Source organism: Bordetella tumulicola (genome assembly GCF_054779135.1).
On record NZ_BAAGYU010000006.1, the window covers coordinates 290,194 to 314,956 of the forward strand.

The 24,763-nt window shown below is 57.5% G+C and carries 22 protein-coding genes; 10 read left to right on the forward strand and 12 right to left on the reverse strand.

Annotated features, from left to right (window positions below; translation table 11 throughout):
- Window positions 1–2 precede the first annotated feature (2 nt).
- Window positions 3–158, forward strand: a complete 156-nt coding sequence (locus tag ACYVDM_RS05350; RefSeq protein WP_019726331.1) for a hypothetical protein — start codon at window positions 3–5, stop codon at window positions 156–158.
- Between the two features lie 989 nt (window positions 159–1,147).
- Here the strand turns inward: ACYVDM_RS05350 and ACYVDM_RS05355 are convergent.
- Window positions 1,148–2,074: a LysR family transcriptional regulator gene (locus ACYVDM_RS05355; RefSeq protein WP_415789310.1), complete on the reverse strand. Its 927-nt coding sequence runs from the start codon at window positions 2,072–2,074 to the stop codon at window positions 1,148–1,150.
- Between the two features lie 319 nt (window positions 2,075–2,393).
- On the opposite strand from ACYVDM_RS05355, the gene ACYVDM_RS05360 reads away from it, so the two are divergent.
- The gene (locus tag ACYVDM_RS05360) at window positions 2,394–4,637 is read left to right on the forward strand and encodes a DUF6351 family protein (RefSeq protein WP_415789312.1); all 2,244 of its coding nucleotides are present in this window, start codon (window positions 2,394–2,396) and stop codon (window positions 4,635–4,637) included.
- Window positions 4,638–4,806: 169 nt separating this feature from the next.
- On the opposite strand, the gene ACYVDM_RS05365 is transcribed toward ACYVDM_RS05360, so the two are convergent.
- The 3 genes from ACYVDM_RS05365 to ACYVDM_RS05375 form a co-directional block, all read right to left on the reverse strand.
- Window positions 4,807–5,610 (reverse strand): carbon-nitrogen hydrolase family protein, encoded by an 804-nt coding sequence (locus ACYVDM_RS05365; RefSeq protein ID WP_415789314.1) that lies wholly within the window; start codon window positions 5,608–5,610, stop codon window positions 4,807–4,809.
- Window positions 5,611–5,621: 11 nt separating this feature from the next.
- Window positions 5,622–7,304 carry a flavin monoamine oxidase family protein gene (locus ACYVDM_RS05370; protein ID WP_415789316.1) on the reverse strand — a complete coding sequence of 561 codons (1,683 nt, stop codon included), beginning with the start codon at window positions 7,302–7,304 and terminating at the stop codon, window positions 5,622–5,624.
- A 199-nt stretch (window positions 7,305–7,503) separates the two neighbouring features.
- Window positions 7,504–8,466 (reverse strand): GlxA family transcriptional regulator, encoded by a 963-nt coding sequence (locus ACYVDM_RS05375; RefSeq protein ID WP_415789318.1) that lies wholly within the window; start codon window positions 8,464–8,466, stop codon window positions 7,504–7,506.
- A gap of 117 nt (window positions 8,467–8,583) precedes the next feature.
- Here ACYVDM_RS05375 and ACYVDM_RS05380 point away from each other — a divergent pair, with 117 nt between their 5' ends.
- A complete protein-coding gene (locus tag ACYVDM_RS05380; protein ID WP_415789320.1) occupies window positions 8,584–9,471 on the forward strand; it encodes an MBL fold metallo-hydrolase in 888 nt (295 codons plus the stop codon).
- Window positions 9,472–9,612: 141 nt separating this feature from the next.
- Complete coding sequence (locus ACYVDM_RS05385) at window positions 9,613–10,101, forward strand: isochorismatase family protein (protein WP_415789322.1); 489 nt, start codon at window positions 9,613–9,615, stop codon at window positions 10,099–10,101.
- A gap of 95 nt (window positions 10,102–10,196) precedes the next feature.
- On the opposite strand, the gene ACYVDM_RS05390 is transcribed toward ACYVDM_RS05385, so the two are convergent.
- Window positions 10,197–11,033: an alpha/beta hydrolase gene (locus ACYVDM_RS05390; protein ID WP_415789324.1), complete on the reverse strand. Its 837-nt coding sequence runs from the start codon at window positions 11,031–11,033 to the stop codon at window positions 10,197–10,199.
- A gap of 52 nt (window positions 11,034–11,085) precedes the next feature.
- On the reverse strand, window positions 11,086–12,300 hold the full coding sequence (locus ACYVDM_RS05395; RefSeq protein WP_415789326.1) for an iron-containing alcohol dehydrogenase: 1,215 nt from the start codon (window positions 12,298–12,300) through the stop codon (window positions 11,086–11,088).
- Between the two features lie 172 nt (window positions 12,301–12,472).
- Between ACYVDM_RS05395 and ACYVDM_RS05400 the strand changes: the two genes are divergently transcribed.
- From ACYVDM_RS05400 to ACYVDM_RS05420, 5 genes are all read left to right on the forward strand, one after another.
- Window positions 12,473–13,156 (forward strand): GntR family transcriptional regulator, encoded by a 684-nt coding sequence (locus ACYVDM_RS05400; RefSeq protein WP_415789328.1) that lies wholly within the window; start codon window positions 12,473–12,475, stop codon window positions 13,154–13,156.
- The gene (locus ACYVDM_RS05405; RefSeq protein WP_415789330.1) at window positions 13,153–14,787 is read left to right on the forward strand and encodes a sugar ABC transporter ATP-binding protein; all 1,635 of its coding nucleotides are present in this window, start codon (window positions 13,153–13,155) and stop codon (window positions 14,785–14,787) included. Before ACYVDM_RS05400 ends, ACYVDM_RS05405 begins: the two co-directional genes overlap by 4 nt.
- Window positions 14,753–15,742 (forward strand): ABC transporter permease, encoded by a 990-nt coding sequence (locus tag ACYVDM_RS05410; protein ID WP_415789332.1) that lies wholly within the window; start codon window positions 14,753–14,755, stop codon window positions 15,740–15,742. Before ACYVDM_RS05405 ends, ACYVDM_RS05410 begins: the two co-directional genes overlap by 35 nt.
- Before the next feature lie 68 nt (window positions 15,743–15,810).
- Window positions 15,811–16,770 (forward strand): substrate-binding domain-containing protein, encoded by a 960-nt coding sequence (locus tag ACYVDM_RS05415; protein ID WP_415789334.1) that lies wholly within the window; start codon window positions 15,811–15,813, stop codon window positions 16,768–16,770.
- A 56-nt stretch (window positions 16,771–16,826) separates the two neighbouring features.
- Window positions 16,827–17,414: a DJ-1/PfpI family protein gene (locus tag ACYVDM_RS05420; RefSeq protein WP_415789336.1), complete on the forward strand. Its 588-nt coding sequence runs from the start codon at window positions 16,827–16,829 to the stop codon at window positions 17,412–17,414.
- 77 nt (window positions 17,415–17,491) lie between these two features.
- Here the strand turns inward: ACYVDM_RS05420 and ACYVDM_RS05425 are convergent, their stop codons facing one another.
- From ACYVDM_RS05425 to ACYVDM_RS05450, 6 genes are all read right to left on the reverse strand, one after another.
- Window positions 17,492–18,187 carry a DJ-1/PfpI family protein gene (locus ACYVDM_RS05425; protein ID WP_415789338.1) on the reverse strand — a complete coding sequence of 232 codons (696 nt, stop codon included), beginning with the start codon at window positions 18,185–18,187 and terminating at the stop codon, window positions 17,492–17,494.
- A 63-nt stretch (window positions 18,188–18,250) separates the two neighbouring features.
- Window positions 18,251–20,161 carry an ABC transporter permease gene (locus tag ACYVDM_RS05430; RefSeq protein WP_415789340.1) on the reverse strand — a complete coding sequence of 637 codons (1,911 nt, stop codon included), beginning with the start codon at window positions 20,159–20,161 and terminating at the stop codon, window positions 18,251–18,253.
- Between the two features lies 1 nt (window position 20,162).
- A complete protein-coding gene (locus tag ACYVDM_RS05435; RefSeq protein WP_415789342.1) occupies window positions 20,163–20,873 on the reverse strand; it encodes an ABC transporter ATP-binding protein in 711 nt (236 codons plus the stop codon).
- A gap of 2 nt (window positions 20,874–20,875) precedes the next feature.
- The gene (locus tag ACYVDM_RS05440) at window positions 20,876–21,640 is read right to left on the reverse strand and encodes an ABC transporter ATP-binding protein (RefSeq protein ID WP_415789344.1); all 765 of its coding nucleotides are present in this window, start codon (window positions 21,638–21,640) and stop codon (window positions 20,876–20,878) included.
- Window positions 21,637–22,863: an ABC transporter substrate-binding protein gene (locus tag ACYVDM_RS05445; RefSeq protein WP_415789346.1), complete on the reverse strand. Its 1,227-nt coding sequence runs from the start codon at window positions 22,861–22,863 to the stop codon at window positions 21,637–21,639. The genes ACYVDM_RS05440 and ACYVDM_RS05445 overlap by 4 nt, the downstream gene beginning before the upstream one ends.
- 50 nt (window positions 22,864–22,913) lie before the next feature.
- Window positions 22,914–23,597 carry a DJ-1/PfpI family protein gene (locus tag ACYVDM_RS05450; RefSeq protein WP_415789348.1) on the reverse strand — a complete coding sequence of 228 codons (684 nt, stop codon included), beginning with the start codon at window positions 23,595–23,597 and terminating at the stop codon, window positions 22,914–22,916.
- 86 nt (window positions 23,598–23,683) lie between these two features.
- On the opposite strand from ACYVDM_RS05450, the gene ACYVDM_RS05455 reads away from it, so the two are divergent.
- On the forward strand, window positions 23,684–24,670 hold the full coding sequence (locus ACYVDM_RS05455; protein ID WP_415789350.1) for a GlxA family transcriptional regulator: 987 nt from the start codon (window positions 23,684–23,686) through the stop codon (window positions 24,668–24,670).
- Window positions 24,671–24,763: the final 93 nt, after the last annotated feature.

Here is a 24,763-nt window from a genome sequence, read left to right on the forward strand (position 1 = left end):
ACATGACCGACTCCTTTGTCACCGACCTCATGGTCGGCCTGTCGTCTGTGCAGGAAGTGGGCACCGAAGGCCGCTTCGTCATGTGGTTTGAATACTGCTCACCAGTTCGCGCAACTGGTAGTCGTCGTGTGCTCGATGTGCAAAAATTCATCGATTAGAAGGTCGAGCATCGGGACGTAGGCTCGACAGTGACGCTCACGCTATCAGGGTCGTGAGAAGTTACGGTTTCTGCAAAACCGTCTAGGTATGACCTGATATGCCAGCGGTCTCAGGAGGCGTTAAGGGGCCGCAATCGTCGTCGAATGTCCAGCCGGACGCAGCAAACCCGCGTCTGTCATGCTTGCCCCGTCATCCTGATATATCGACAAAGAATCGTGTGCGGAAACGCGGTGGCCAGCGTGCGCGTTCTTTCAAAGGAGCTTGAGCAGAAGGTCCTTGTGAGTTGTGGTGCAGGCGTTCCCAGCATCCGACCTGTGCCATCACCAGAACCATCTGCCTGATCGTCTTCACGATGATGGATGCGGGGCAGACAACCGGGCGTGGATGATGAGTTCGAGGCAGTCGCCTACGACGATGTACCGATCGTGGGTCTGGTGTACTGAGTGCAGCTCTTTGGACGTCTGTGGAACTCTTTGGACGAATTTGTTGCCGAGGACGAAAAACAAGGCTACAATTGAGGTCTTCGCTGGCCAGTCCAACGAAGAAAGTGTTTGGGAAACAACGACTTACTGTCCTAGTACACGTCTCGTTTCCCGCTCCAGATTCTAGAAAGGCCCAGATTTCGATCTGGGCCTTTTTGCGTCTGCAAGAAATAGCATGCGCCCGAGAATTTGTAGCCCTTGAGCATCAAATTAGCTAGTTACGGCTAACCTTGATGCTCAAGGGCTACAAATGATAACGTCCAGCAACGACCGCTGGGCATTGGCCACGGCAATAACCGCGTTGCGACAAACACCAACAGCGGCATGCATAACACTATGCCGGTCAACGCCGTATGATCGCGCGTGTCATTACCAGCCCCTGCAATAGCGGCGTTGTCTTGCACCAACACGCACACTATTTTTTTTCTGTTCAAAAATCTCGGGTCTCAGCTCGGGGCTTTTTATGCATGATGAACCTGGACTGGCCGGATCTTCAACGATACCGATTACTTAACGCGCTTTGCGGGATGCTCCAAGGGACGACTCGACATGAAGAGATCATATAAAGATTGAGCGGCAAGAGATAAGGAACGCTCTCTGCGTCGCACGAGATAGATGGAACGCTTTAGCTCAGGCCAAGGAAGCGGCCGTGTCACGATACCCTTTTGTGCGAAATGAAAGAGTGTCAATGCAGGCATGAGACTGACACCGAGCCCTGCTCGCACCATACCCATGGCCGTGGCTAGCTGGTCCACTTCCATCAGCGTTTGCATTTGCAAGGGATGCAATGCCATTTCCAAGTACTGGCGGACGCTAGAATTTCGAGCCATGTGAATAAAGGGGTATGAGGCGATATCACGCGGGCGAACCTCCCTGAGACGCGCAAGGGGGTGACCAACGGGGCACACCAAGTGAAAATCATCATTGCAGAAAGGTTCCGCACACAAGTTCGGGGTATCGGCACGAATTGCAGCCAGCGCAAGATCTGCTTTGCCGCTATGCACGAGATCAACGCAGGGTTCCGAAAGGACATCGGCAACAGTGATGGCGACACCAGGATGTTGTTCGTGGTACTGGCGAAGCACGGTAGGTAGCCAGTTGGCGGCAAGTGAAGGCAGCAGCGCGATAGATACACGACCCCGTTTTCGCGCAAGATAATCCGACATTCCCAACAAGGCAGCATCGAACTCGGCGAGCAAGCGCCGAGCCGAAATTTCGAAATCCGAGCCTTCCGCCGTCAGTACCACGTGACGAGTGCTTCGATCAAAAAGACGAAGCCCCAATGTGCCTTCGAGTTGGCCAATCAGCGCGCTGAAAGCGGGCTGAGACAGAAAGCAAGTGGCAGCCGCCTTCGTGAAGCTTCGTTGTTCAGAGAGTGCGATGAAGGCTTGAATCTGCCGGATCGAAAGGTTGGGACGTAGCGAAACATTCATTTGAATATCAGATAAGTTAATCTAAATTTTAGAATTCACTATATAGATAGTAGACCCTACACTCAGTCGCATCAACGCCGCTTAACGACAGTAAAAAGCAAAAAAGCGCTATAGACAAAAAGACTGGGGAGACACCTGACGAACGACATTTTGCCCATCAACCCGAATAGTCGGTTTGACGTGCCGCGCTGTGTGAGTCTCTCATCGACTGGTGCAGCCACAGGTGCTCATAGAGATGCGTTCGCAAAACGCCGTTCCTGAATCAAGGATTCATAGAGATCTGGACCGAGCTTCGGCTCAGAACAACGAGGAGATAGCTATGCATAAACGAACGGCGCTTACACGAGGCGTCCTGCTTGCAATGGCGAGTATGCTCGCCGCCTGCGGCGGTGGAAGTGGGGGTGACGACGACGGGAATGGAGGCACCAATCCAAGTCCCGTAGCTGAGTTGAAAGTGTTGTCCAACAGAGCGGATCTGGTGTCCGGCGGTGATGCACTGATAGAAGTCGTCGCGCCAGCCGGTACCGACCCCGCTACGCTAAAGATCGACGTGAATGGCGCCGATGTCACAAATGCATTCGAACTGCGTCCCGATGGCCGCTACTATGGCTTGGTGACTGGCTTGACGGAAGGGAGGAACCTATTGCGTGCAGCATCGCCGACAGGCAAAGGTGCTGAACTCGAGATCACGAATCACCCGATTGGTGGACCAGTCATCTCTGGCGCTCAGATCACGCCCTGGACCTGCGACACTACGGTAACCGCTCCCACCGCCAATAATCCCGATCTGGGTGATCCGCTTGATGCGCAATGCAATATCGCCGCACCCGTGTATCGCTACCAGTACCGTACATTAACCGGCGGGTTTGCGCCGTATGACGTTGCCAATCCACCCGCTGCGGATGCGATTGCAAAAACCACGACAGATCAGGGCCACACAGTGCCTTATATCGTTCGCATCGAACGCGGCGTGATTAACCGAGGGAAATACGATCTGGCCTACCTGGCCGACCCAAGCGATCCCACTGCTGCATGGCAACCCTGGAACGTGCCTGCATCGTGGAACCAAAAGCTATTCTGGAAATTCGGCTCTGGTTGCGACTACCGACGCGTCCAGGGAAATCCAGGCAACGTCATGGACTATGTGGCGCTAAGCCGAGGTTTCATGGTTGCTTCGTCAGAGATGACCCAGTACGGCACGCACTGCAACGACGTGACCTCTGCCGAGACCGTCATCATGATGAAAGAGCACATTATCGAAAAATACGGACCGATTCGATACACGATGGCCGACGGCAGTTCGGGAGGCGCTCACCAACAACACTTGCATGCGTCCAATTACCCGGGCCTACTGCAGGGCATTCTTCCCGCTGCGGGATGGCAGGACACCTGGACAGCCGGCCGCGAGTTCGCGGACTGCGGCCTATTGAAGCGTTATCACGACAGCCAGGCAGGCACATCGTTAGACATGACAAACATGCAACGAGCACTTGTGGCCGGCCACCGATGGAATCAAGTATGCGAAGGCCCTGCCAACACCAACATGGCGAGCCGCGTTCCGTTTTATATTGACCCAGCGGTGGGCTGCGGAGATCCCGACGATCAATGGTCACGAAGCAATCCGACAGGCAGCCGGTGCACGCTCCAGGATTTCAACATTGCGGTATTCGGACCTCGCGATGCTACTGGTTACGCCAAATCGCCGCTGGACAATGTTGGCATTCAGTACGGTTTCAATGCGCTGAACAGTGGAGCCATATCCGCCGAGCAATTCGTCGCCATGAACGAGCAAGTCGGCGGCTACGACATCGACGGCCAATGGCAACCTTCACGTATGCAAGCTGACCCTGGCGCAGCAGAAATTGCACACGGTTCAGGCAGGATTCCTTATGGTCAGAATCTAGGCAACGTCGCCATCATCGCTGATGTGGAATTCAACATTACGGAAGAGCATTACGATTTCCGCACCTGGGTGATTAGAAATCGCATTTTGGCGGTGCACGATGATTACGACAACCATGTGATCTGGCGCCACAAATCCCGTGTGCCTGATTTCGCTGCCCGCCGGTTCGATGCGATGAATGATTGGCTAATGCGCACCGAAGCGGACGCCACGGATCGACCCTTGCGAGAAAAGCTCATAGCAAACAAGCCTGATATCGCTACCGACTCCTGCTATCGCTCCGACAGCGAACAATGGAGCACTGATCCTGCATACTGCAATACGGGCGCAACGCCAAACATGGATTCGACCGTCGTAGCCGGACTCTTTGAACCCGGCGTTGACGAATGGCCAGTCTTTCGCGATACGCGCGTAGCCTCTGGCGAGTCGTTAGCCAGCGACATCATGAAGTGCCAACTGAAGCCGCTGAACCGCGGCGACTATCAAGCAAACTTCACCAACTCGCAATGGAGCAGACTCTCCGCCGTATTCCCAGGCGGGGTATGTGACTACAGCAAGCCTGGTGTCGGTCAAGTGGCGCCAGACCCCTGGCAAACCTTCAGTGACGGCCCTGGCGGGAAGCCACTAGGCCCCGCTCCAACATCACACGCCGCAGCGTAACGGATGTGATATTCAGGCCTGCGCAGTTCCATTGCGCAGGCCTGGCGAATCCGATGGCACGGCAAGCCCGTAGTCTTGCGGGAGTGGGATATCAACAGAGTAATGATGCGTCGGCTTATACACAGTGTCGGTTTGCCCCGAACCCGGGCGGGCTTGCCTACACTCGCAGTCAAACCTTACAGAGATCGCCGTACAACGCTGGCCGACGATCTCGCAGATATGGCGTGTCAGAACGCGATGTGGTAATGAGCGCTGGGTCGAGTTCGACGACGATCAATTCTTCCTGGCTATCCGATGCCAGGCCCAATACGCTTCCGTCAGGGCCAGCCACGCTGCTTTGCCCGCAATAATGGATCTGTGCTTCAGTGGCGCAATAATTGGCGTAGGCAACGAAACACTGATTCTCTTGAGCGCGAGCTCTGACAGTCACTTGTGCGATGAAGTCATACGGCCGCATATTGGCGGTAGGAACCAGGATCAGATCAGCGCCTGCCAGCGCGAGCTGGCGGCTGTTTTCCGGGAATTCGATGTCGTAGCAAATCAAGAAACCAAGCCGCCAGCCATTGAACTCGATAACCGGGCTGCGATCACTACTCGCGCTGAACATACGCTTGTCCAGGTCACCGAACAGATGCGTCTTTCGATAGTTGGCAAGTTCCTGGCCTTGCACACTGATCATTTGCACGCTGTTGAAGATACCCTCGTCATCGGCCAGCTCGGGATAACCATAGACAATCGCGATACCTGAGCGACGTGCGATGTCAGCGACGTATTGGGCTGCGGAACCGTCTTTAGGCTGCGCCAGCCGAGCCACAGCATCAGCGCCGATGTTATACCCAGTCAGGAACATCTCGGGGCAGAGCAGCACGCTTGCCCCGCGTGCTGCGGCAGCATGAGCCTGGTGGCTCAGGCGTGCCAGGTTGCCCGTGACGTCCAGTGGCAAAGACGCACATTGGAATAGAGCGATGCGCATGAAGTCATTCCTTAATCCGCCAGTGTGATCGGACCCAGCTCGGCAAAGACATCACCCGGGCCAGGATTTTCAGCGTGCGACTTGCCGCCGAAGTGATTCATGATTCCCCAAACGGCGTTCAGTGACGTCTGCACTGCGCCTTCAACCCAGGCTGGAGTCCAGGATACGTCGTCACCGGCGATGAATATGCCACGCTGCTCTACCGGCATTTTGTCCTGCATGAAATGGGCGTACATGCGTTGGTTATAGCGGTAGTGGCCCGGCAAAGCCCCTTTGAATGCCCCGAGGAAATAGGGGTCGGCCTCCCAGGAAACCGTGATCGGATTCCCGATGATGTGGCCAGCGATGTCCACATTCGGATAGATTTTTTTCAGTGCTTCCAGAGAAAGTTTGACACGTTTCTCGACGGGGTGCGGCAGCATCTTCAGCGCATCGCTCATCCACGAATAGGACAGGCAAATCACACCTGGCTTATCGTCTCCGTTATCGAACAGGTAGGTGCCGCGGGTCAACCTGTCGGTCAGCGTCATGCTCATGACATCACGGCCGGTTTCCGGATCTTTGTCTTTCCAAAAGGGGCGGTCAACCATCACAAATGTCTTGGAGGCTTGCATATAGCGAGTGCGATCGAGCGCCATCCACATTTTTTGCGAGAACAACGATTCTTCGCATTCGATCTGGGTCGTCAGCAACCAGCTCTGGCAGGTTGTCAGGACGGCCGCATAGTGGCGGGTATCACCCCAGCTGTCAGTGACTGCCAGTCGGCCATCCTCGGCGCGGGCGATGCTCTTGACCCCCGAACGTGGTGCGCCGTTGTGCAGACCAATCAGGTTCGTTCCGGCCGGCCAGTGAGCGCACTGCTGCGGCGCATGCCGCCAGATCCCCTGGGGTACTTGTTCTACGCCTCCCACGATCAAGTGCTGGTGGTCATCGCAATGCGTCATGACCACGCGAAAAATCTCCAGCATCGAATTAGGAAAGTCTGAATCCCACCCTCCTGTGCCGAATCCTACCTGGCCGAACACTTCGCGGTGCAAATAGCTGAGTTTCGCGAACGATTTCGAGGTGGCGACAAAATCGTAGAATGTGCGATCGTCCCACAGTGGTATTAACGTGTTCCACAATGCCTTCAAGCGCGGAACGTCGCGCTCACGAATCGCGTGCTCGATGTCACTGAAATGGGCTCGCTCTTCTAGCGCATCCGCCCAGGCATCTGCGACCTCTTGAAACAGCTTCGGCAGGTCCGAAAGCTGCTGTGCGTAGTGCGTTTCGCCTTCTAGATCGACAACCGTGCTGCCGGATGCGCTCGTCAGCGGATTTGGGAAAGGCTTGGTTTCGAGCCCCAGCTTATCCACGTAGTGATAGAACGCCGTCGACGAAACCGGAAAACGCATACCACCCAGCTCAGCAATGATTCCATCAGTCCCTTCGAACGCTTGGGAGCGCAGACGACCACCCAATCGCGAAGCTTCATAGATAACTGGCTTGAGGCCCAGTTTCATCAATTCATAGGCAGCCACCAGGCCCGCAATCCCCCCACCGACAATGGCGACTTCTTCGCCGTGACACTCGGTTGGAATACTTCCCAGCCCGGCCGGGTGTTCAATCCAGTCATCAAATGCAAACGGAAAATCAGGACCGTAGATCGTGACAGGTTTCTTGCCGTCGACCGGGTGACGGTTGGCTTTATTCAAGATGCAGCTCCTGGGCGCCATGCAATTGCGCGCATGTCTGGGTTGGCGATAGCAAACATTCTAAGGGGCGTAGCCCGAAACGGACATTCGCGTCGGTGATGAGACGAATCCGTTGGCTATAGGAATAGGTACCAGTACAAAGCCACGTCGCGCCTGACATCCTCATCAAGCTCGCTATACAGGTGGCGGTCAGAACAGCTCATTCATTTTGACGTCCAAAGGTTTTCCGCCACTCGCTAGGGCTGACTTGATTTCTGTTCTTGAAGTGCTGGCGCAGTGACGTCGGCGTTTTAAACCCGACGAGATCCGCGATCGACTCCACCGGGAGCGTCGTACTTTCCAACAGCTCTCTCGTGCGTTGCAATCGTTCGTTGGTGAGCCACGCCATGAATGACATGCCTGTTGCCTTATTGAAATGCCGTGTGAAAGTTCTTCGACTCATGGCTGCACGTTGCGCTAGGTCGTCCACCGAATGTGCTTGATTCAGGTGTTCACGCAGATAGTCCATCATCTGGTTGATTCTGGCGTCTTGCGTTGATGAAGCAACAGGCTGTTCAATAAACTGAGCCTGTCCACCTTCTCGGTGAGGCGGCACGACCATCATCCGGGCGACTTTGTTTGCCGTTTTTTGGCCGTAGAACTTGCGTACGATATAGAGACAACAGTCCAGGCTGGCCCCTGTGCCGGCAGATGTGATCAAGCCATCATCATCTACATACAGCGCATTCATGTCCAACTGCACTTGCGGAAAACGCAGTTTGAAATCCTGCTCCGCCATCCAGTGTGTGGAAGCGCGTTTGCCATCAAGCAAGCCTGCATAGGCGAGTGCATACGCACCGTAGCACAGGCCAACCACATGGGCTCCTCGCTGGCGTGCCTGCAGCAAGGCGGCCATTAGCTCTGGCTCAGGACTTTCGTCTAGATCATGCCAACCAGGAATCACCACGATGTCTGCCTGCGCAAGCAACTCCAGCCCGCCATCAGGTTGAACAAGCAATGCGCGCTCGGCAGCCAGTGCTGTACCGCCTGGCGCGACGATCTTCAGGTCGAACAGCGCGTGTTCGGGAAAATTGACGCTGAATATCAAGAACGGCACGCCAAAGTGAAACGGGCTGAAGCGGGGGTAAGTAACGAGGGCGACGAGGGGAAGTGGCTTTGGCATGGCGTTAAAGAGCGAATTGGCCCAAATCTTTCGAAGATTGACTTATGGGTCAATTCTATAAAAAAGCTTCAGGCACAACAATAGGTGCTTCTACAACTTCAAATCTGATGATTACGTATGTACTCGATGAAAGCCTTTGCCCCCTTGCTGGTCTCGCTCTCGCTTGGAGCCTTCGCGGCTACCGCTTGGTCAGCCCCTGAAACTACCACCGGCATCTCGGTCAAGGTGCAACAGATCCGTAACGCGACGATCAAAATCGACTTTTCTGGTACGACCTTTTTGGTAGACCCTATGTTATCGGCCAAAGGGGAGTTTCCAGGCTTCCCGGGTACTTACCGCAGCGAACTGAGAAATCCTTTGGTAGATCTACCTTTTCCAGTGAAGGATGTGCTTGAAAGTGTGGAAGCGGTGGTTGTGACCCACACCCATACGGACCATTGGGATGAGGCCGCTCAAAAAGCGATTCCCAAGAACCTGCCTATATTCACGCAGAACGAAGCTGATGCCAAGATCATTCGCAATCAGGGCTTCAAAGATGTACGCGTACTCGAAGCCTCGTCCACATTTAATGGTGTGAGACTGAGCAAAACCGGAGGTCAGCATGGCACTGATTTGTGGTTTGCAGACCCCGCACGTGCTGAGGCGATGGGCCCAGTCATGGGGGTCGTGTTTTCAGCTCCTAAGGCTAAAACGGTATACGTGGCTGGCGACACGGTATGGCGTCCGGAAGTGGATCAAGCACTGAAGCAGTACAAGCCAGACGTGGTGATTCTCAACACCGGGAGCGCGATCATGAGTGGTTTTGAGGAGCATCCCATCATCATGGGCAAGCAGGACACACTGCAAGCCGCAAAGGCAGCACCTAATGCGGCAATCGTGGCTGTGCACATGGATGCAGTGAACCACATGTCACTCAGCCGCAAAGAGCTGCGTGGCTTTTTGCAAGACCAAAAAATTGAGAAAAGGGTGATGATTCCCGAAGATGGTGAGACCTTGAGGTTCTGATTGTTCGGTGATGAGCGTTTCCACCGAAACAGGCATGGCCCCCTCTCGTGTTCTCGCGCCAGCCGATGGCGAAGCGATGAAGTTCTAATGAAGCAAGGCTGCCCAAATTTTGAGCAGCCTCTAACTCAATAAGGAAACCCAATGAAAAAAGCACTAATCGTTATCGATATTCAAAATGATTATTTTCCCGGCGGTGCATTTACATTGGAAAATGCCGATGCAGCATGCAAAGGTGCCGTGGAGGCCATAGAACAAGCAAAGCACGACGGATGGCTGGTTGTTGGAGTGCAGCACGTCAACTCTCCGCACGCACCCGCTTTCAAGCCCGGCACCAAAGGCGTGAAAATCCACAGTGCCATTGCCGCCGCATTGGGTGACGCTCCAATCGTCGTAAAAAATGAAGCCGACAGCTTCTTCGAGACAAACTTAGAGAAAATCGTGCGCGAAGCAGGCATCACCGACATTTATCTCACTGGCATGATGACTCAGCATTGCGTCACCCACACTGCCCTATCTCCACAAGCGCTCGACATGAACGTCCACATCATCGCTAAAGGCTGTGCCGCCCCAGCCCAAGCCTTGAGTGACTTAGCCTTGCAAGGCCTGAGCGCTCGATGCGACGTGGAGTAGAACCAATTACTGTCGTTATCGAGTTCGAACCCTGCGCAAGGACCTCCAGCGCAGGACCAATCCTTCGCAGATATCCTGATGAATCGCCAAGGACCTTAGCCGCCAACCAGACCTGAAAGACAAAGTCCTGAAGGACTCTTGGGATCGCCCAATGCAAGGACGATCGTGAGATGGTTGAGGCCGGCTTCGACTCGGAATTGCGCGTCATGAACAGTATGCTCCAGCAATGATGCAAACTGTCGGCCCTGAGAGTGAAATGGCGCGGTATCCCTTTCACTGACCATGACGATACGTCGAGGGCCGCGCATTTGACGGGAGGTCAGAGGTGACCATGCCGAGGCTTCGGCGGGGGTCATTCTCGCTTCGCTCTTTAAGAAGCTGCCGGGGATATCTGTGAGGTCGTAAATGCCACTAACGAGTAGCAGGCCGCCAAGCGTGGGCAGATCCGGCGGGGCGCATTCTTCCTCGGCACCTACCGCGGCCAGGTAGCTTGCCAAATGCGCGCCTGCCGAATGGCCGCTGGCGGTGAGGCGCTTAGCGTCGGCGCCGAGATCCGGAGCCATCGCGGTCAAATGCCGAACAGCCGCGCGAACCTGCGCGACGATAGGTCCCAGCCTGGTGCCAGGCATCAGGTCGTAGGTGACAAGGGCAGCAATTCCGCCCACAGCCAGCACGGGCGCGGCCACAAGCCAATGATCCTCTTTGCTGCCCGAGCGCCAGTAACCGCCGTGAATGAACACATGAAGCGGAGCACCTTTTGCCATGCGGGGCGGAAGAATAATATCTATCCGTTCACGTGGTCCCGGACCATAGGGCACGTTGGGCCGTATTTCGACCCGCTTGGCAAACTCTCGAGACCGGACAGCTGTCTCGGTGACGATCTCGTCGAAATCCGGGATGAAATCGCGGTTGCGATAAAGGTCTTGAGTCATGTTCAACAGTCCACCGCGAAATATTTTGGCCCCAGGAATTCGAGCACACCCATTACGCCACCTCCGCGCCCTGCATCACGTCGGCAACACCGGAATAAGCGGCTTGGACAAGCTTTCGCATGTCGCTGCGGTCGAGCGGGCGGGGATTATTCTGGATCAACCGTTCGATGCCGCAAGCTTGATCCGCCACCCAATCCAATTGATCTTCGACCAGCCCAAGCTGGGCCAGCGTGGGCGGAATCCCGATACGGGCGAACAGCGCCGCGATAGCGGGAATCACCGCTGCGCCGTTTGGCAGGCTCATGACCGCGGCCATTTGTTCTAGTTCGGCGCCAATCACAGGACGGTTCCATTGCATCACCCAAGGCATCAGGCAAGCCACACCCGCCCCATGTGCGGTGTGAGTGACTGCGCCAACCGGATATTGAATAGCATGGGCCGCGGCCGTGCCGGCGACACCAAACGCCAACCCCGCGAACATTGCCCCCTGCATCACCTGAGATCGTGCGACCAGATTCTTGCCGTCTGCGCATACAGCCTCAAGTCCTTTCCACAGCAGCGAGATTGCGGTCAGCGCGTATTGATCGGATAGCGTATTTTTGCCGATGAACACTCTATCTTGGGTTAAGCCAGGGGTGACCTCGCGACGTGCGGCGGTGAACGCCTCGATCGCATGGGTCAGCGCATCGGCGCCGGCGATAGCGGTCAGCGTAGCGGGGCAAGTCAACGTCAGCTCAGGGTCGCAGATCGCCACCATCGGAATCAAATAAGGACTGGAGATGCCCACTTTGAGCGTTCGCTCGTTATCTGACAGGACCGCGACCGGAGTGACCTCCGAGCCGGTTCCGGCGGTGGTCGGAACGGCGATCACTGGCAAGACGGGGCCAGGCACCTTCAGCTCGCCGTAGTAATCCTGCGGTTGCCCGCCATGGCTCAGCAGCAGCGCGATGCACTTCGCCATATCCAGACAAGAGCCTCCGCCGACCCCAATCACCACATCCGCGGCGAACTCACGCGCGGCGTCAGCGGCGAGGAGCGTGGCGGGTACCGGCACATCTGGCAAGGTGCCGCTTTCGATCCGCACAGCCAGACCGCTAGCCTGTAAGTCCATGACCATAGCCAGGAAATCAGCGTCACCTGCCAGGCGCTGATCCGTGACTACCAGCGCCCGCCGACCCAGCCGTTTCGCCACAAGGCCCAGCGCCTTGCGTTGTCCGCTGCCGAATATCACTTCGCGCGGCGATCTCATTGCACCGAAATGCGTCATTCAGCGTCCCCTCGTTGTACTTATCGTGACGACCGCCAGCATGCGGCCGCGCTTATTTGGTATAGACCCGATCCCATAAATCATATCGTATAGGATATTTTATTTGACATTGGATATGATATTTGCCACCATTTGTGCATGTCAAGATGAACTTACGGAGCGCCCTGAGGAAATGGCCGTGCAACGAGAAAGTCAGAATGGTGTCGCCGTGCGCCGGTCAAGCGTGGTCGATGATGTCTACAACGGCATCTATGAACGACTGATGTCGCTTGCCATTGCACCCGGCGCCCGCATTCCCATCGATTTGATCGCCCGAGACCTGAACGTCTCGCAGACCCCTGTGCGTGAAGCCCTTTCGCGGCTGGAACGCGAAGGGCTGGTTCACAAGGCACATCTCATTGGCTACAGCGCCGCCCCACAACTGAGCCGCAAGCAATTCGAGGATTTATTCAACTTCCGGTTGCTGATCGAGCCGGAAGGCGCACGCCTGGCGACACTGAATATGACCCCCGCCGCACTTGACCATATCGAGAACATTGCGGCCGACATGGCGGATGGGGGAACGCCGGTGGATCGGACCAGCCGTTATTCTCGTTTTGCCCGAATCGACTCGGATTTTCACGACGAGATCATGAGGATTGCCGGGAACGAAATCATCCGCGCGACGCTCTTCAATCAGCACGTACATCTGCACCTGTTCCGCCTGATGTTCCATAGCCGCGTCACCCAAGAGGCGCTGCAAGAGCACGAGAAGTTGCTGGCGGCCTTCCGTGCGGGGGACGCGACGGCCGCACAAACCGCCATGCGTGAACATATCCAATGCTCACGTGATCGCCTGATGGCGGCCTTCGAATGATTGCCGCTGACGCTTCACCGCTATCGGCCACCATCCCGGCGGCGGTAGACGCGTGTTCCGTTCCGACGCTGGCCGCCGCGGGACTGACAAAAGCCTATGGCCCGATCACCGTTTTGTCCGATGTCACGCTGGATATTCGCGCCGGCGAGGTCCACGCGGTGATCGGCGAAAACGGCGCAGGAAAATCGACATTGATGAAGCTGTTGGCCGGCTACGTAAGCCCCACAGCAGGTCGTCTGCTCATGCAAGGGCAGCCGATCGCTTTCGCCGATGCCGCCGCAGCAGAAGCTGCAGGCGTCGTCCTGGTGCATCAGGAAATTCTGTTAGCACCCGATCTGACGGTCGCAGAGAATCTCTTTCTTGGCCGTGAACTATCACGTGGCATCCTGATCGATGACCGCGCCATGAACCAACGCACTGCCGACGTGATGGCCTCTATCGGAGCCCACTGCCACCCGCGCGACCATGTGGGCGACCTGCCGTTGGCACAACGGCAGTTGGTACAAATCGGCCGGGCGCTGCTGCAACCGCGCAAGGTCGTGATTTTCGATGAGCCTACCGCCGTTCTGGCCAACGACGAGGTCGCCGCACTGCTGGAGGTGGTCCGTGGACTAAGGGCACAAGGGGTTGCCGTCCTATATATTTCACATCGCCTGGACGAGGTTCAAGCGCTGGCCGACCGCGTCACCGTACTGCGCGACGGAAAGATGATCGGCACCTGGCCCGCGTCAGGCCTGGCGCAGCGCCGCATGGCCGAGCTGATGGTCGGCCGCCAGCTCGACGTGTTGTATCCCCCTAAACGCCCACCGTCATCGGGCGCCCCGCTATTGGTGGTTGAACGGTTATCGGTCGATCGCGGCGCGATCCAGGCGAGTCTGACGATTCGTCGTGGCGAGGTGCTTGGTATCGGCGGCATGATCGGCTCTGGTCGCACCGAACTGTGCGAAGGGCTAATGGGTCTGCGGCCCGCCGAGGTAACCCGGATCGAACTGGCGGGTAACGCGGTCGAGCATCTGTCAGTCAGGGACTGGCGAGAACGGGGCCTGGTTTATTTGACGGAAGACCGCAAGGGAAAGGGCCTCTTGCTGGACGAGCCGCTAGCCCCGAACCTGACCCTGCAGGCGCTGGACCGAATCCATCCGCGTCTTGCGCTGGATCACGACAAAGAGGCCGCAGCACTGGATAAAGCCGTTCGCGACTACGACATCCGCGTCCATTCAGTCCACCTGAACGCCGGCCAACTGTCTGGCGGCAACCAGCAAAAACTATTGCTGGCAAAGGTGATGATGACCGACCCTTCAGTTGTCATTATCGACGAGCCGACACGCGGCATCGACATCGGCAACAAAAGCCAGATCTACGACTTTATCGACCGCCTGGTTCGATCAAACAAAGCTTGCATCGTGATTTCATCAGAACTGCCGGAGCTTGTCGGCCTCGCAGATAGAGTCCTGGTGATGCGTGGAGGACGCATCGTGGCCGAGCTCACTGGCGACCAGATTACCGAACATAACGTCGTCTATGCGGCCACCAGTGGCAACGCGCATGAGATAGACCTGCAAGACCCTATAACGATAAATAAGGTAGGAGACCAGAATGACAAGCGCGACGACGAATATCGCGATCATTAAAACGCCACGACGCATCCGCTGGGCGGCCATGGGCCCGTTCATCGCACTGGCAGTGGTCGTGTTGGCCGGCACGATGCTGAACTCGAACTTCGCGACCGGAACCAACATGGCGAACGTCGTCACGCGATCGGCCTTCATCGCGATCATCGCGGTGGGCGCAACCTTTGTGATTTCATCTCGCTGTCTCGACTTGTCGGTCGGATCGATGATGGCCTTCGTGACCGGCATCATGATCCTGACGATGAACCGGCTTGAACCCTCGATCGGAGCCAACGCTATTTTCGTCGGCGCGATCGTGGGGCTTCTGGTCGGTGCGGCCTGTGGACTGCTGAATGGGTTGATCGTGACCGTGGGCAAGATCGAACCCTTCATCGCCACACTTGGCACGATGGGAATTTTTCGCGCCCTGATTACCTGGATGTCCGATGGCGGCTCGATTCCGATGGCCCGGGAGCTGCGCGAATCCTACCGGCCGGTCTATTTCGGAGATGTGCTCGGTATTCCGATACCGGTCGCCATCACGTTGGCTGTCGCCCTGGTCGGAGCCTTCATCCTGTACCGAACAAAATACGGACGCCGTTGCATGGCCACCGGTTCGAATGCCGATGTGGCGCGCTTCTCGGGCATCTCGGTCACGAAAGTACGCACCATTGCCTTTGTGATACAGGGACTCTGTGTCGCCATTGCGGCGATCTGCTATATCCCCCGGCTCGGTGCCGCGACACCGACGACAGGCCAATTGTGGGAATTGCAGGTCATTACCGCCGTCGTGATTGGCGGCACGCTACTTCGGGGAGGCAAGGCCCGGATCTGGGGAACCGTCGCCGGCGCACTGATTCTGGAGATGATTGCAAACCTGATGGTGCTATCCAACATGGTTTCGGAATACCTCGTCGCAGCCGTGCAAGGGGTCATCATCATCCTCGCCATGTTGGCGCATCGCTTCATCAAATAATCACCACGACAAAGGGTGAAGGTTTTCAAAGGAGACATGACATGACAACCATAATCAGGAGACAAACAATGACATCTATAACCAAGCGTGCACTCGCGATGCTGGCCCTCAGTCTGATGGCAGCTACCGCAACCAGTGCCTTGGCGCAGACCAAAAAGACAATCGCCGTTTCAATTCCGGCAGCCACTCACGGCTGGACAGGAGGCGTTGTCTATCACGCAGAACAGGCTGCGAAAGAGATAAAGGCCGCATTCCCCAATATCGATGTTGTGGTAAAGACGTCGCCTTCGGCGACGGCGCAAGTATCGGCATTGGAAGATCTGTCTGCCAGCCAGAAGCTCGACGCATTGGTCATCCTGCCCTTTACCTCGGAAGAACTGACCGGCCCGGTCGCGCAAGTAAAGGCGGGAGGCACCTTTATCGCAGTCGTCGATCGCGGCCTGACCGACCCGACGATTCACGATCTGTATGTCGCGGGCGACAATATCGCCGTGGGCGCAAACACCGCGAAATGGCTGGCAGAGAAGTTGGGTAAAAAAGGAAAAATCGTCGTGCTGCGCGGCATCCCGACGGTGATTGACGATGAACGAATCAAGGGTTTCACCGACGTCATTAACGGCACCGACATCAAGATTCTCGACATTCAATATGCCAACTGGAACCAGGATCAGGCCTTTACGCTGATGCAGGACTATCTGGCCAAGTATCCTCAGATCGACGCCGTCTGGGCCAATGACGACGACATGCTGCTGGGTGTGCTGGAAGCGATCAAGCAATCCGGCCGCACCGAGATCAAATATGCATTGGGTGGCAACGGCATGAAAGACGTGATCGAACTCGTAAAAGCAAAAAACCCCGTCACTCCTATCTCGACGCCCTACCCGCCCTCGATGATCAAATCGGCCATCTACATGACGGCAGCCCAGCTCAGTGGGCAGGCGCCGATGCGTGGAAGTTTCAAGCTCGACGCGCCGTTGATCACACCCGAGAACGCCGACCAGTTCTATTTCCCCGACAGCCCATTCTGACGATAGTTGGCCGGGACCATCATTCCGGCCGTGATAACAGCCCAAAGGAGGATCAAATGAGAGGCAAGAAAATTCTTATGCTCTGCGGTGAGTTCACCGAAGAATATGAAATCTATGTTTTCCAGCAAGGCATGGAGGCCGTAGGCCATATCGTCCATGTGATCTGCCCCGACAAGAAAGCGGGTGAAATAATTCAGAGCTCGTTGCATGATTTCGAAGGGCACCAAACCTATATCGAGCGATTCGGCCATCTAGTCGAAATCAACAAAACGTTCTCCGAGGTGCGCGTCGAGGAATATGACGCGGTATATTGCGCGGGCGGCCGCGGACCGGAATACATCCGCACGGACAAGCGGATCCAGGCCATGGTGCGTCACTTCCATGAGGCCAAGAAGCCGATCTTCACCATCTGCCATGGCGTACAGATTCTTGTCGCGGTAGAGGGCGTGGTTCGAGGCAAGAAGGTAGCGGCGCTAGGTGCCTGCGAACCCGAAGTGATCCTTGCCGGCGGCACCTACATCGACGTGAAGCCCCACGAAGCGTATGTCGATGGCACCATGGTATCAGCGAAAGGTTGGACGGGACTGGCCGCTTTCATGCGCGAGTGCATGAAAGTATTGGGGACGAACATTACGCATTCGTAGCCCGCAGGCACGAGGCGCCCGAGGCTTGGCAGCATCGGCCCCGGGCACCTATCGTTCTTTTGGCACCTCTGGACGTATTACCGCTGCGCCAGTATGCGTGCCGCCTCGAGGCAGACCGCACGGCGCTTCTCGAGCATGCCGGCCGCAAGCTGCCTGACCGCGTCGACCGTGCCAACGTCGGCCACATCAGGGTGTCCGCTACGAAACGGCGGCGCCGGGTCGTACTCCATCAAGAGCTGAAGCGTGCGGGCGGCTTCATCGCCACGCAGCAATGACAGCAAGACGAATGCAAAGTCCAGGCCCGAGGTCACACCGCCCCCCGTCACCCGATTGCGATCGATAACCACGCGTTCGGGCACGACTTCAACGGGAAACAGGCGCAGAAAATCCAGAGATAGCCAGTGGCTGGTCGCCTTATAGCCGTTCAGCAGACCTGCCGCTGCCAGGAGCAGCGAACCCGTACACACGGATGTCACCCATTGGGCTCCGGCGGCCTGCTTGCGCAAGAAACCCAGCAGTTCTTCGTCGGCCATCAAATCGTTCTGTCCTGGTCCGCCAGGGACCATGATGACATCCAACTGCGTGGCGTCATCGAACGACAGAGATGGCGTCACGATCAGTCCGGTATCGCCCTTGATGGGTCGACAATGCTTCCAGACCAAATGGCAGGTACTGTTGGGCGTGCGGGCCAGCACTTCGAATGGCGCGAGAGCATCGAGGGACGTCATACCATCGAACACGATGATACCGATCTGCAGGTGTTTGTCGGTCATGTCTGGATATCCTTTTTCGGAATACGCGAGGGATGAGGATCAGGTTTGCTTGCACTGGCTCGCTTATCGTGTGGCATCGGTCGTGATAAGGCGACCTGCGCGCGGCTTGGGTGCGGGGCTCCGGTGCCTACGCCAGGCGTTGCCAAGGCTGCCGACGATACCTCCACGAAAGGCGAGCACGACGACAACAAAGACGGCGCCTTGGGCAATGATGACCCAATCCCGCAGTTCGGACATATAGGTTTCCATGCCGATGAGAGCAATCGCGCCCAGGATGGGTCCGGTGATCGTGCCCAGTCCGCCGACCAGCGTCATGAGCAGCAGTTCGCCCGAGATATGCCAGCTCACGTCAGTCAGGGTGGCGATCTGGACAGCGATGACCTTGGTCGCGCCCGCGAGGCCCGTAACGCCCGCAGAAAAGACGAAGACGGCCCATTTGTAGCGACTGGCGTTGTAGCCGAGGGAAATCACCCGCGGCTCGCTATCGCGCACGGCAGCGATGATACGGCCAAACGGCGAGTGAACCAATCTGGCGATCAGCAGGATCGCCGCGCCACACATCAAGAGGACAAAGTAGTATGCGGACACGTCGCTCTTCAGATCCCACACGCCGAAGGCGATGCCGCGCGGTATCTGCTGGATGCCGTCTTCGCCGTTCGTGAATGGCGCCTGCAGGCAGAAGAAGTAGACCATCTGCGCCAATGCCAGCGTCGACATGGCGAAGTAGATGCCGCGCAACCGGATCGCGATGACGCCGACAATACCCCCTAGAACCACCGACACCAGTGTGGCGCCAAGGATGGCCCACTCCGGCGCCCAGCCCCAACCCTTTGCCAAATATCCTGCAACGTAGGCCGACAGACCGAAGAACATGGCATGACCAAAAGACAGCACGCCCATGTAGCCCAGCAGCAGATTGATTGCACTGGCGGCGGCGGCGAAGCAGATGACCTTCATCAGAAACGTGGGATACACCACGAACGGCGCCGCGATCAGTGCCGCCGCGCAGACGACGAAAATGGCCCAACTGAGGCGTGTACGCAGTCTCGGCTCGACGTCGGCGCGGCTGTCCAGCACGGCGCCGGCGTGTTGGGCGACGACGCCTTTGCCAAACAGGCCTGCGGGTTTGATGAGCAAAACCGCCGCCATGATAATGAAGACGACCGTATCCGAAAGCGGTGGATAGTAAAAACGGGTCAACCCTTCGGCGATCCCCAGCAGATAGCCGGTTACGATGGCGCCTTTGACAGAACCCATGCCGCCGATCACGACGACAGCGAAGACGACCACGATCAGGCTGGAGCCCATGGAGGGACTGACGTTATAGATGGGTGCGGCGAACACACCGGCCAGACCCGCGAGCGCGACGCCAAAGCCATAGACCAACGTCACCATACGCGGCACATTGATGCCGAAGCCGCGCACCAGATCGGGGCGCTCGATCGCGGCGCGCAGGTAGGCACCGAGCTTGGTCTTCTCGATCAGATACCAGGTGGCCACACAGACCAGCAGCGAAGCGGCCAGAATCCAGACCCGGTAATACGGCAGGTAGCCCAATGCGGTACGGAACCCGCCTGGCATGGGATTCGCATAAGGTAGGCCCGCGGCGCCGAACGCCTTGCGGTACAGGCCTTCGACGATGAGCGTGCACCCGAATGTCAGCAGCAAACCGTAGATGTGATCCAGATGATAGAGACGACGCACGAACAGTCGTTCCAGCAGAACACCACTGAGGCCGACGATAAGCGGTGCCAGCACGAGCGCGTAAGCGTAATCGATGCCGAACCATTGCAGCAGCATCCATGCGGTGAAGGCGCCCATCATGTATTGGGCGCCATGCATGAAGTTCACGACATTCAACAGGCCGAAAATGATGGCAAGCCCGAGGCTCATCATCGCGTAGAAAGAGCCGTTTATCAGTCCGAGGAGCAGTTGTCCGAACAGGGCAGGAGAAAGACCCAGTGATTCAATCATGTCAAATCCCCAGATAGACTTGGACGCGCGTGTTGTCTTGTTCCATGTCCACGCGTGTCAGCATGTCGACCACGCGCCCGGTCTCCATGACGTAGTGCCTGTCCGCCAGCTCGCTCGCAAAGCGCAGGTTCTGCTCCACCAACAGGATAGTGAAACCGCGGCGCTTGAGCTCGTGCATCGTCTGCGCGATGAGCTTCACGATGACGGGCGCCAGGCCTTCGCTGGGCTCGTCCAGCAGCAGGCATTTGGCACCCGTGCGCAGGATGCGACCGATCGCCAGCATCTGCTGTTCACCGCCGGACAGCTTGGTACCCTGGCTGGCTCCGCGCTCGCGTAGATTGGGAAAAAGCTGGTGAATCTCGTCCAGCGTAAGCCCCCCCTCTCGTATCACCGGAGGCAGCGTCAGATTTTCCTGTACGCTCAGTTGCGAGAAGATGCCGCGCTCTTCAGGACAGTACGCCATACCAAGCCGAGCGATCTGTTCAGGCGTGCACCGTGCGATCGATACACCCTCGAAATTGATCGAGCCCACCTTCTCTTTGACGAAACCCATCAAGCATTTCAGTATCGTGGATTTCCCGGCGCCATTGCGGCCAAGCAACGTGACGATCTCCCCGCGCTGCAAGCGGAAGCTGATGTTATCCAGGACCTGATTGCCGGCGTATCCCGCGCACAAATCCGATACCTCAAGAACGGCTGCCGATTTATCCATGATCAGTGTCCTATGTAGGCCTGCAGGACCCGCTCGTCGGCCGCCACGTCGTCGTAGGAGCCTTCAGCGAGTACCTCGCCCCGGCACAGAACGGTGACGATATTCGATAGCCTCTCGACGACCTTCAGGTTGTGCTCGACCATCACAATGGTCTTGTCGCTGGCATGTTCCGCGATGAGGTCCGCGACGCGGTTCACATCTTCGATGCCCAGCCCCGCCATGGGCTCGTCCAGCAGCACAATGTCGGGGTCGAGCGCGAATGTAGTGGCCAGCTCCAGAGCCCGCTTGCGACCATAGGGCAACTCTCCCGCGATGGAATTGGCCCAGTCGGTCAATCCAAATTGGCGCAACAGCGCATGTACGCGGTCGTCTAGCGCGCTCAGGCATGAGGCGGAACGCCAGAAGACTTTTTGCAGGCCAGACAGGCGTTGCAAGGGGATGCAGACGTTCTGCGCGACGGTCAGGCGAGGGAACACAGCAGATATCTGAAACGATCGCACCAAGCCCTGTTTGGCCAGTTGCGACGGCAGCGTGCGCGTGATGTCAACGCCGTTGTAGAAGATGCTGCCCGAATCCGGATCATGGAATCGTGTCAGCAGGTTGAACAAGGTGCTCTTGCCCGCGCCATTAGGCCCGATGACGGAGTGCAGGGTATTGCGCTCAATGGTGATGTCGACGTTGTTGACCGCCGTGAACCCCGAGAAACTGCACGTCAACCCGCGTGCGGAAAGAATGGGCGCCGTGCCCGCAAGCGTGCGCCCGTTCATTTGCTTGCGCTGCCGGCACCATTGATCAGCGGGCAGTCACTCGCGCTCTCGGGTGCGAATGCGTCTTTCGCTGCCACGACGCCATCGACCCGGTAGTAATCCCACGGCTCCTTGGACTCTGCAGGTGACTTGACGGTGATCAACAGGAAGTCGTGCATGAGCTTGCCGTCCGCGCGCAACACTGCGTTCTTCGCGTACATATCATTGACCGGCGTGCTGCGCATGTGCGATGCCACGGGATCGGTCGCATCGGTCTGGGTTGCGACGACGGCCTTCAAATAATGGGTGGCGGCCGAGTACATCGAGGCCTGCGACTCCGTGGGCATGGCCTTGAAGCGCTCGAAGAAACGTCGCGCGAAGGCGCGGCTATCATCATTCAGGTCCCAGTACCAAGCGGTGGTGGCCGATAGACCTTGCGCCACGGCCAAGCTTGCCGCATGCACGTCCGACAGCGTGAGCAGCGCGGCGACGGGCCGTTGCGCGCCGTCCTGCATGCCGAACTCCTTCCACTGCTTGATCGAATTGACAAGTTGCGCGCCGCCATTGGCGAACATCACGACCTTCGCGTCGGACGCCTGTGCCTGCAGCAGAAACGAGCTGTAATCCGAGGTATTCATCGGATGGTATGTCTCGCCCACCGTTTTGCCCCCGTTTGCCGCGACCAGCGCCTTGGCCTCTTGCACCATGTTCTTGCCAAACGCAAAGTCGGCAGCGACGAAGTACCACGTGTCGAGTCCGCTTTGGGTCAGGGCTCTCACCGGACCAGACACCAGGGCGTACGAGTCGTGCTGCCACGAAAAGCCGGTCTTGGCGCATTGCTTGCCGGTCAGATCGGTAGTCCCGATCGGCCCATACATGGCAATTTTGTTCTTCTCTTTGATGAGCGACTGAACGCCCAGTGCCACGGCCGAGTTCGCAATATCGAGTACCGCGTCGACCTTGTCCACATCGAACCAGCGCTTGACGATCGTCAAGCCGATGTCGGGCTTATTCTGATGGTCCGCCACGACCACTTCCACCTTGATCGCACCGAGTTGCGACCGCATGTCTTCAACGGCCATGTTCACCGCCAGCGCTGAACCTGGCCCGCTCAATGCGGAGAACGGTCCGGACTGATCGTTGATCACTCCGAGCCGCACTACGTCGTCGGAAATCTGCCCAAAGGCCGGTAGCGTGACGGCCCAGGCCGCCGCGAAAATCCATGTACGAATGCTGGTTTTCATCAACCTTCCCCTTGTTTTATGTATGGGTAAACCAACGGTCCGACGCGGGCTTATCTTCGTGACGCGGCCCGCGCAACGTGGACGTCGACGTCCTTCAGAAAAGCCTCCTGTGCCGAGCGCGCCCGAGCTACCCGTTCGGCACCGGCTTTTTCGGGTGAACCGCAATCGAATGGCGGTTGGGGGTCATACTCGAGCCCCAACTGGATCATCCGCGCAACCTCGCCGCCCGCTAATTCTTCAGCCAGGCTGAAAGCAAAATCAATGCCGGACGTCACGCCGGCGCCGGAGAGACGATTGCGGTCCCGCACCACGCGCGCTGCCACCGGCTGTGCGCCAAATTGCGGCAAATAGTGGCGCCACATCCAATGGCAGGCCGACTTGTAGCCATCGATCAATCCAGCGGCGCCGAGCAGTAGCGAACCGTTGCAGACCGACGTGACATAGCGGGCCGCCTGGCCTTGGGTGCGCAAGAAGGCCAAGGTTTCGTCGTCACTCAACTGTTCAACCACGCCGGCGCCGCCCGGCACACACAGCACGTCGAATTGTGGAGATTGTTCGAACGAGACCGTCGGGTTGATGGTGAAACCAACATCGGTCATCAAAGGCGTAATCGACTTCCAAGCAAGGTGCACCTTGGCCCCGGGCACGCGACTCAACACTTGCGCGGGCCCCATAAGATCCAACTGCGTAACATGCGGGAAAACCAGAAATCCGATCTGAACAGGCGTGAGCATGGAGTGTCCATTGATACCTAAACGATGACCGATTATGGAATCGATGCATGGTGGCGTAAATGACAATATCTAGCTAATATCCGCCAATGTCACCGCCGCTCAACATTGCCCTCCTCGCTTTCCCCAGGTGCCAGGTGCTGGACGTTACGGCGCCTGCCATGGTCTTTCAGGCGGCGAACGACGCGCTCGGAAACATGCACTATCACGTGCACATTCTTTCGGCAGACGGCGGCCCGATAGACACCAGCAGCGCGGTAACGCTGGTCACCAAATCGATCCACGAGCTGGACCCCTCTCTGGTCGACACCTTGCTGGTCGCGGGCGGCGACGAGGCCGGGCTGCAACTGCTCACGGCCAACGAGACCGTCCGGCGCTGGGCGGTGAAGTCCAGCAAGGTCGCCCGCCGTTACGGATCGATCTGCACGGGCACCTTCGCGCTGGCTGACTTTGGGCTGCTGGACGGAAAGCGTGTCGCGACACACTGGTCGGCCTGTACCACGCTGGCCGAGCGGTGGCCCGATATCATCGTGGATGCCAACGCGGTGTTCGTGACAGAGGGAAACTTGTGGACGTCTGCCGGCGTGACGACGGGTATCGATATGAGCTTGGCCATGGTCGCCGCGGACTTGGGCGATACCGTTGCGAACCTGATAGCCCGGCGCCTGGTTCTATACGCGCGACGTCCAGGTTATCAATCCCAGTTCAGCGCGGTATTGAATGCGCAAAGCCAGGCGGAGGCCCCCTTTGCGGAGCTGATCGAATGGATTCGGGAAAACCTCACCCAACAGCTTGACGTGCCCACACTGGCCGCGCGAGTTTCGATGTCGGAGCGCACGTTCTTGAGGCACTTCGCGCGCAGCATGGGGGAAACCCCCGCGCGGTTCATTGAAACCCTACGGCTGGATCAGACCCGTGTTTACCTCGCCAGCGGCATGTCGCTCAAGGAGATCGCGGCAAAAGTCGGATACCTCACCGCGGCGCAGCTATCAAAGGCGTTCGACAGGCGCTTTGGCATGTCGCCGCTGCTTTTCCGTGAGTTGCACCGTCGTGGTGGTTGCGATGCTGCGGGGTGAGGGGTACGAAACTTAAGGCTCGCTCCACGCGGGCCAGCCCTGAGCCGGCCAATCTGTATTGTTGTTCCTGATTGAATTCATATACTAATTTAG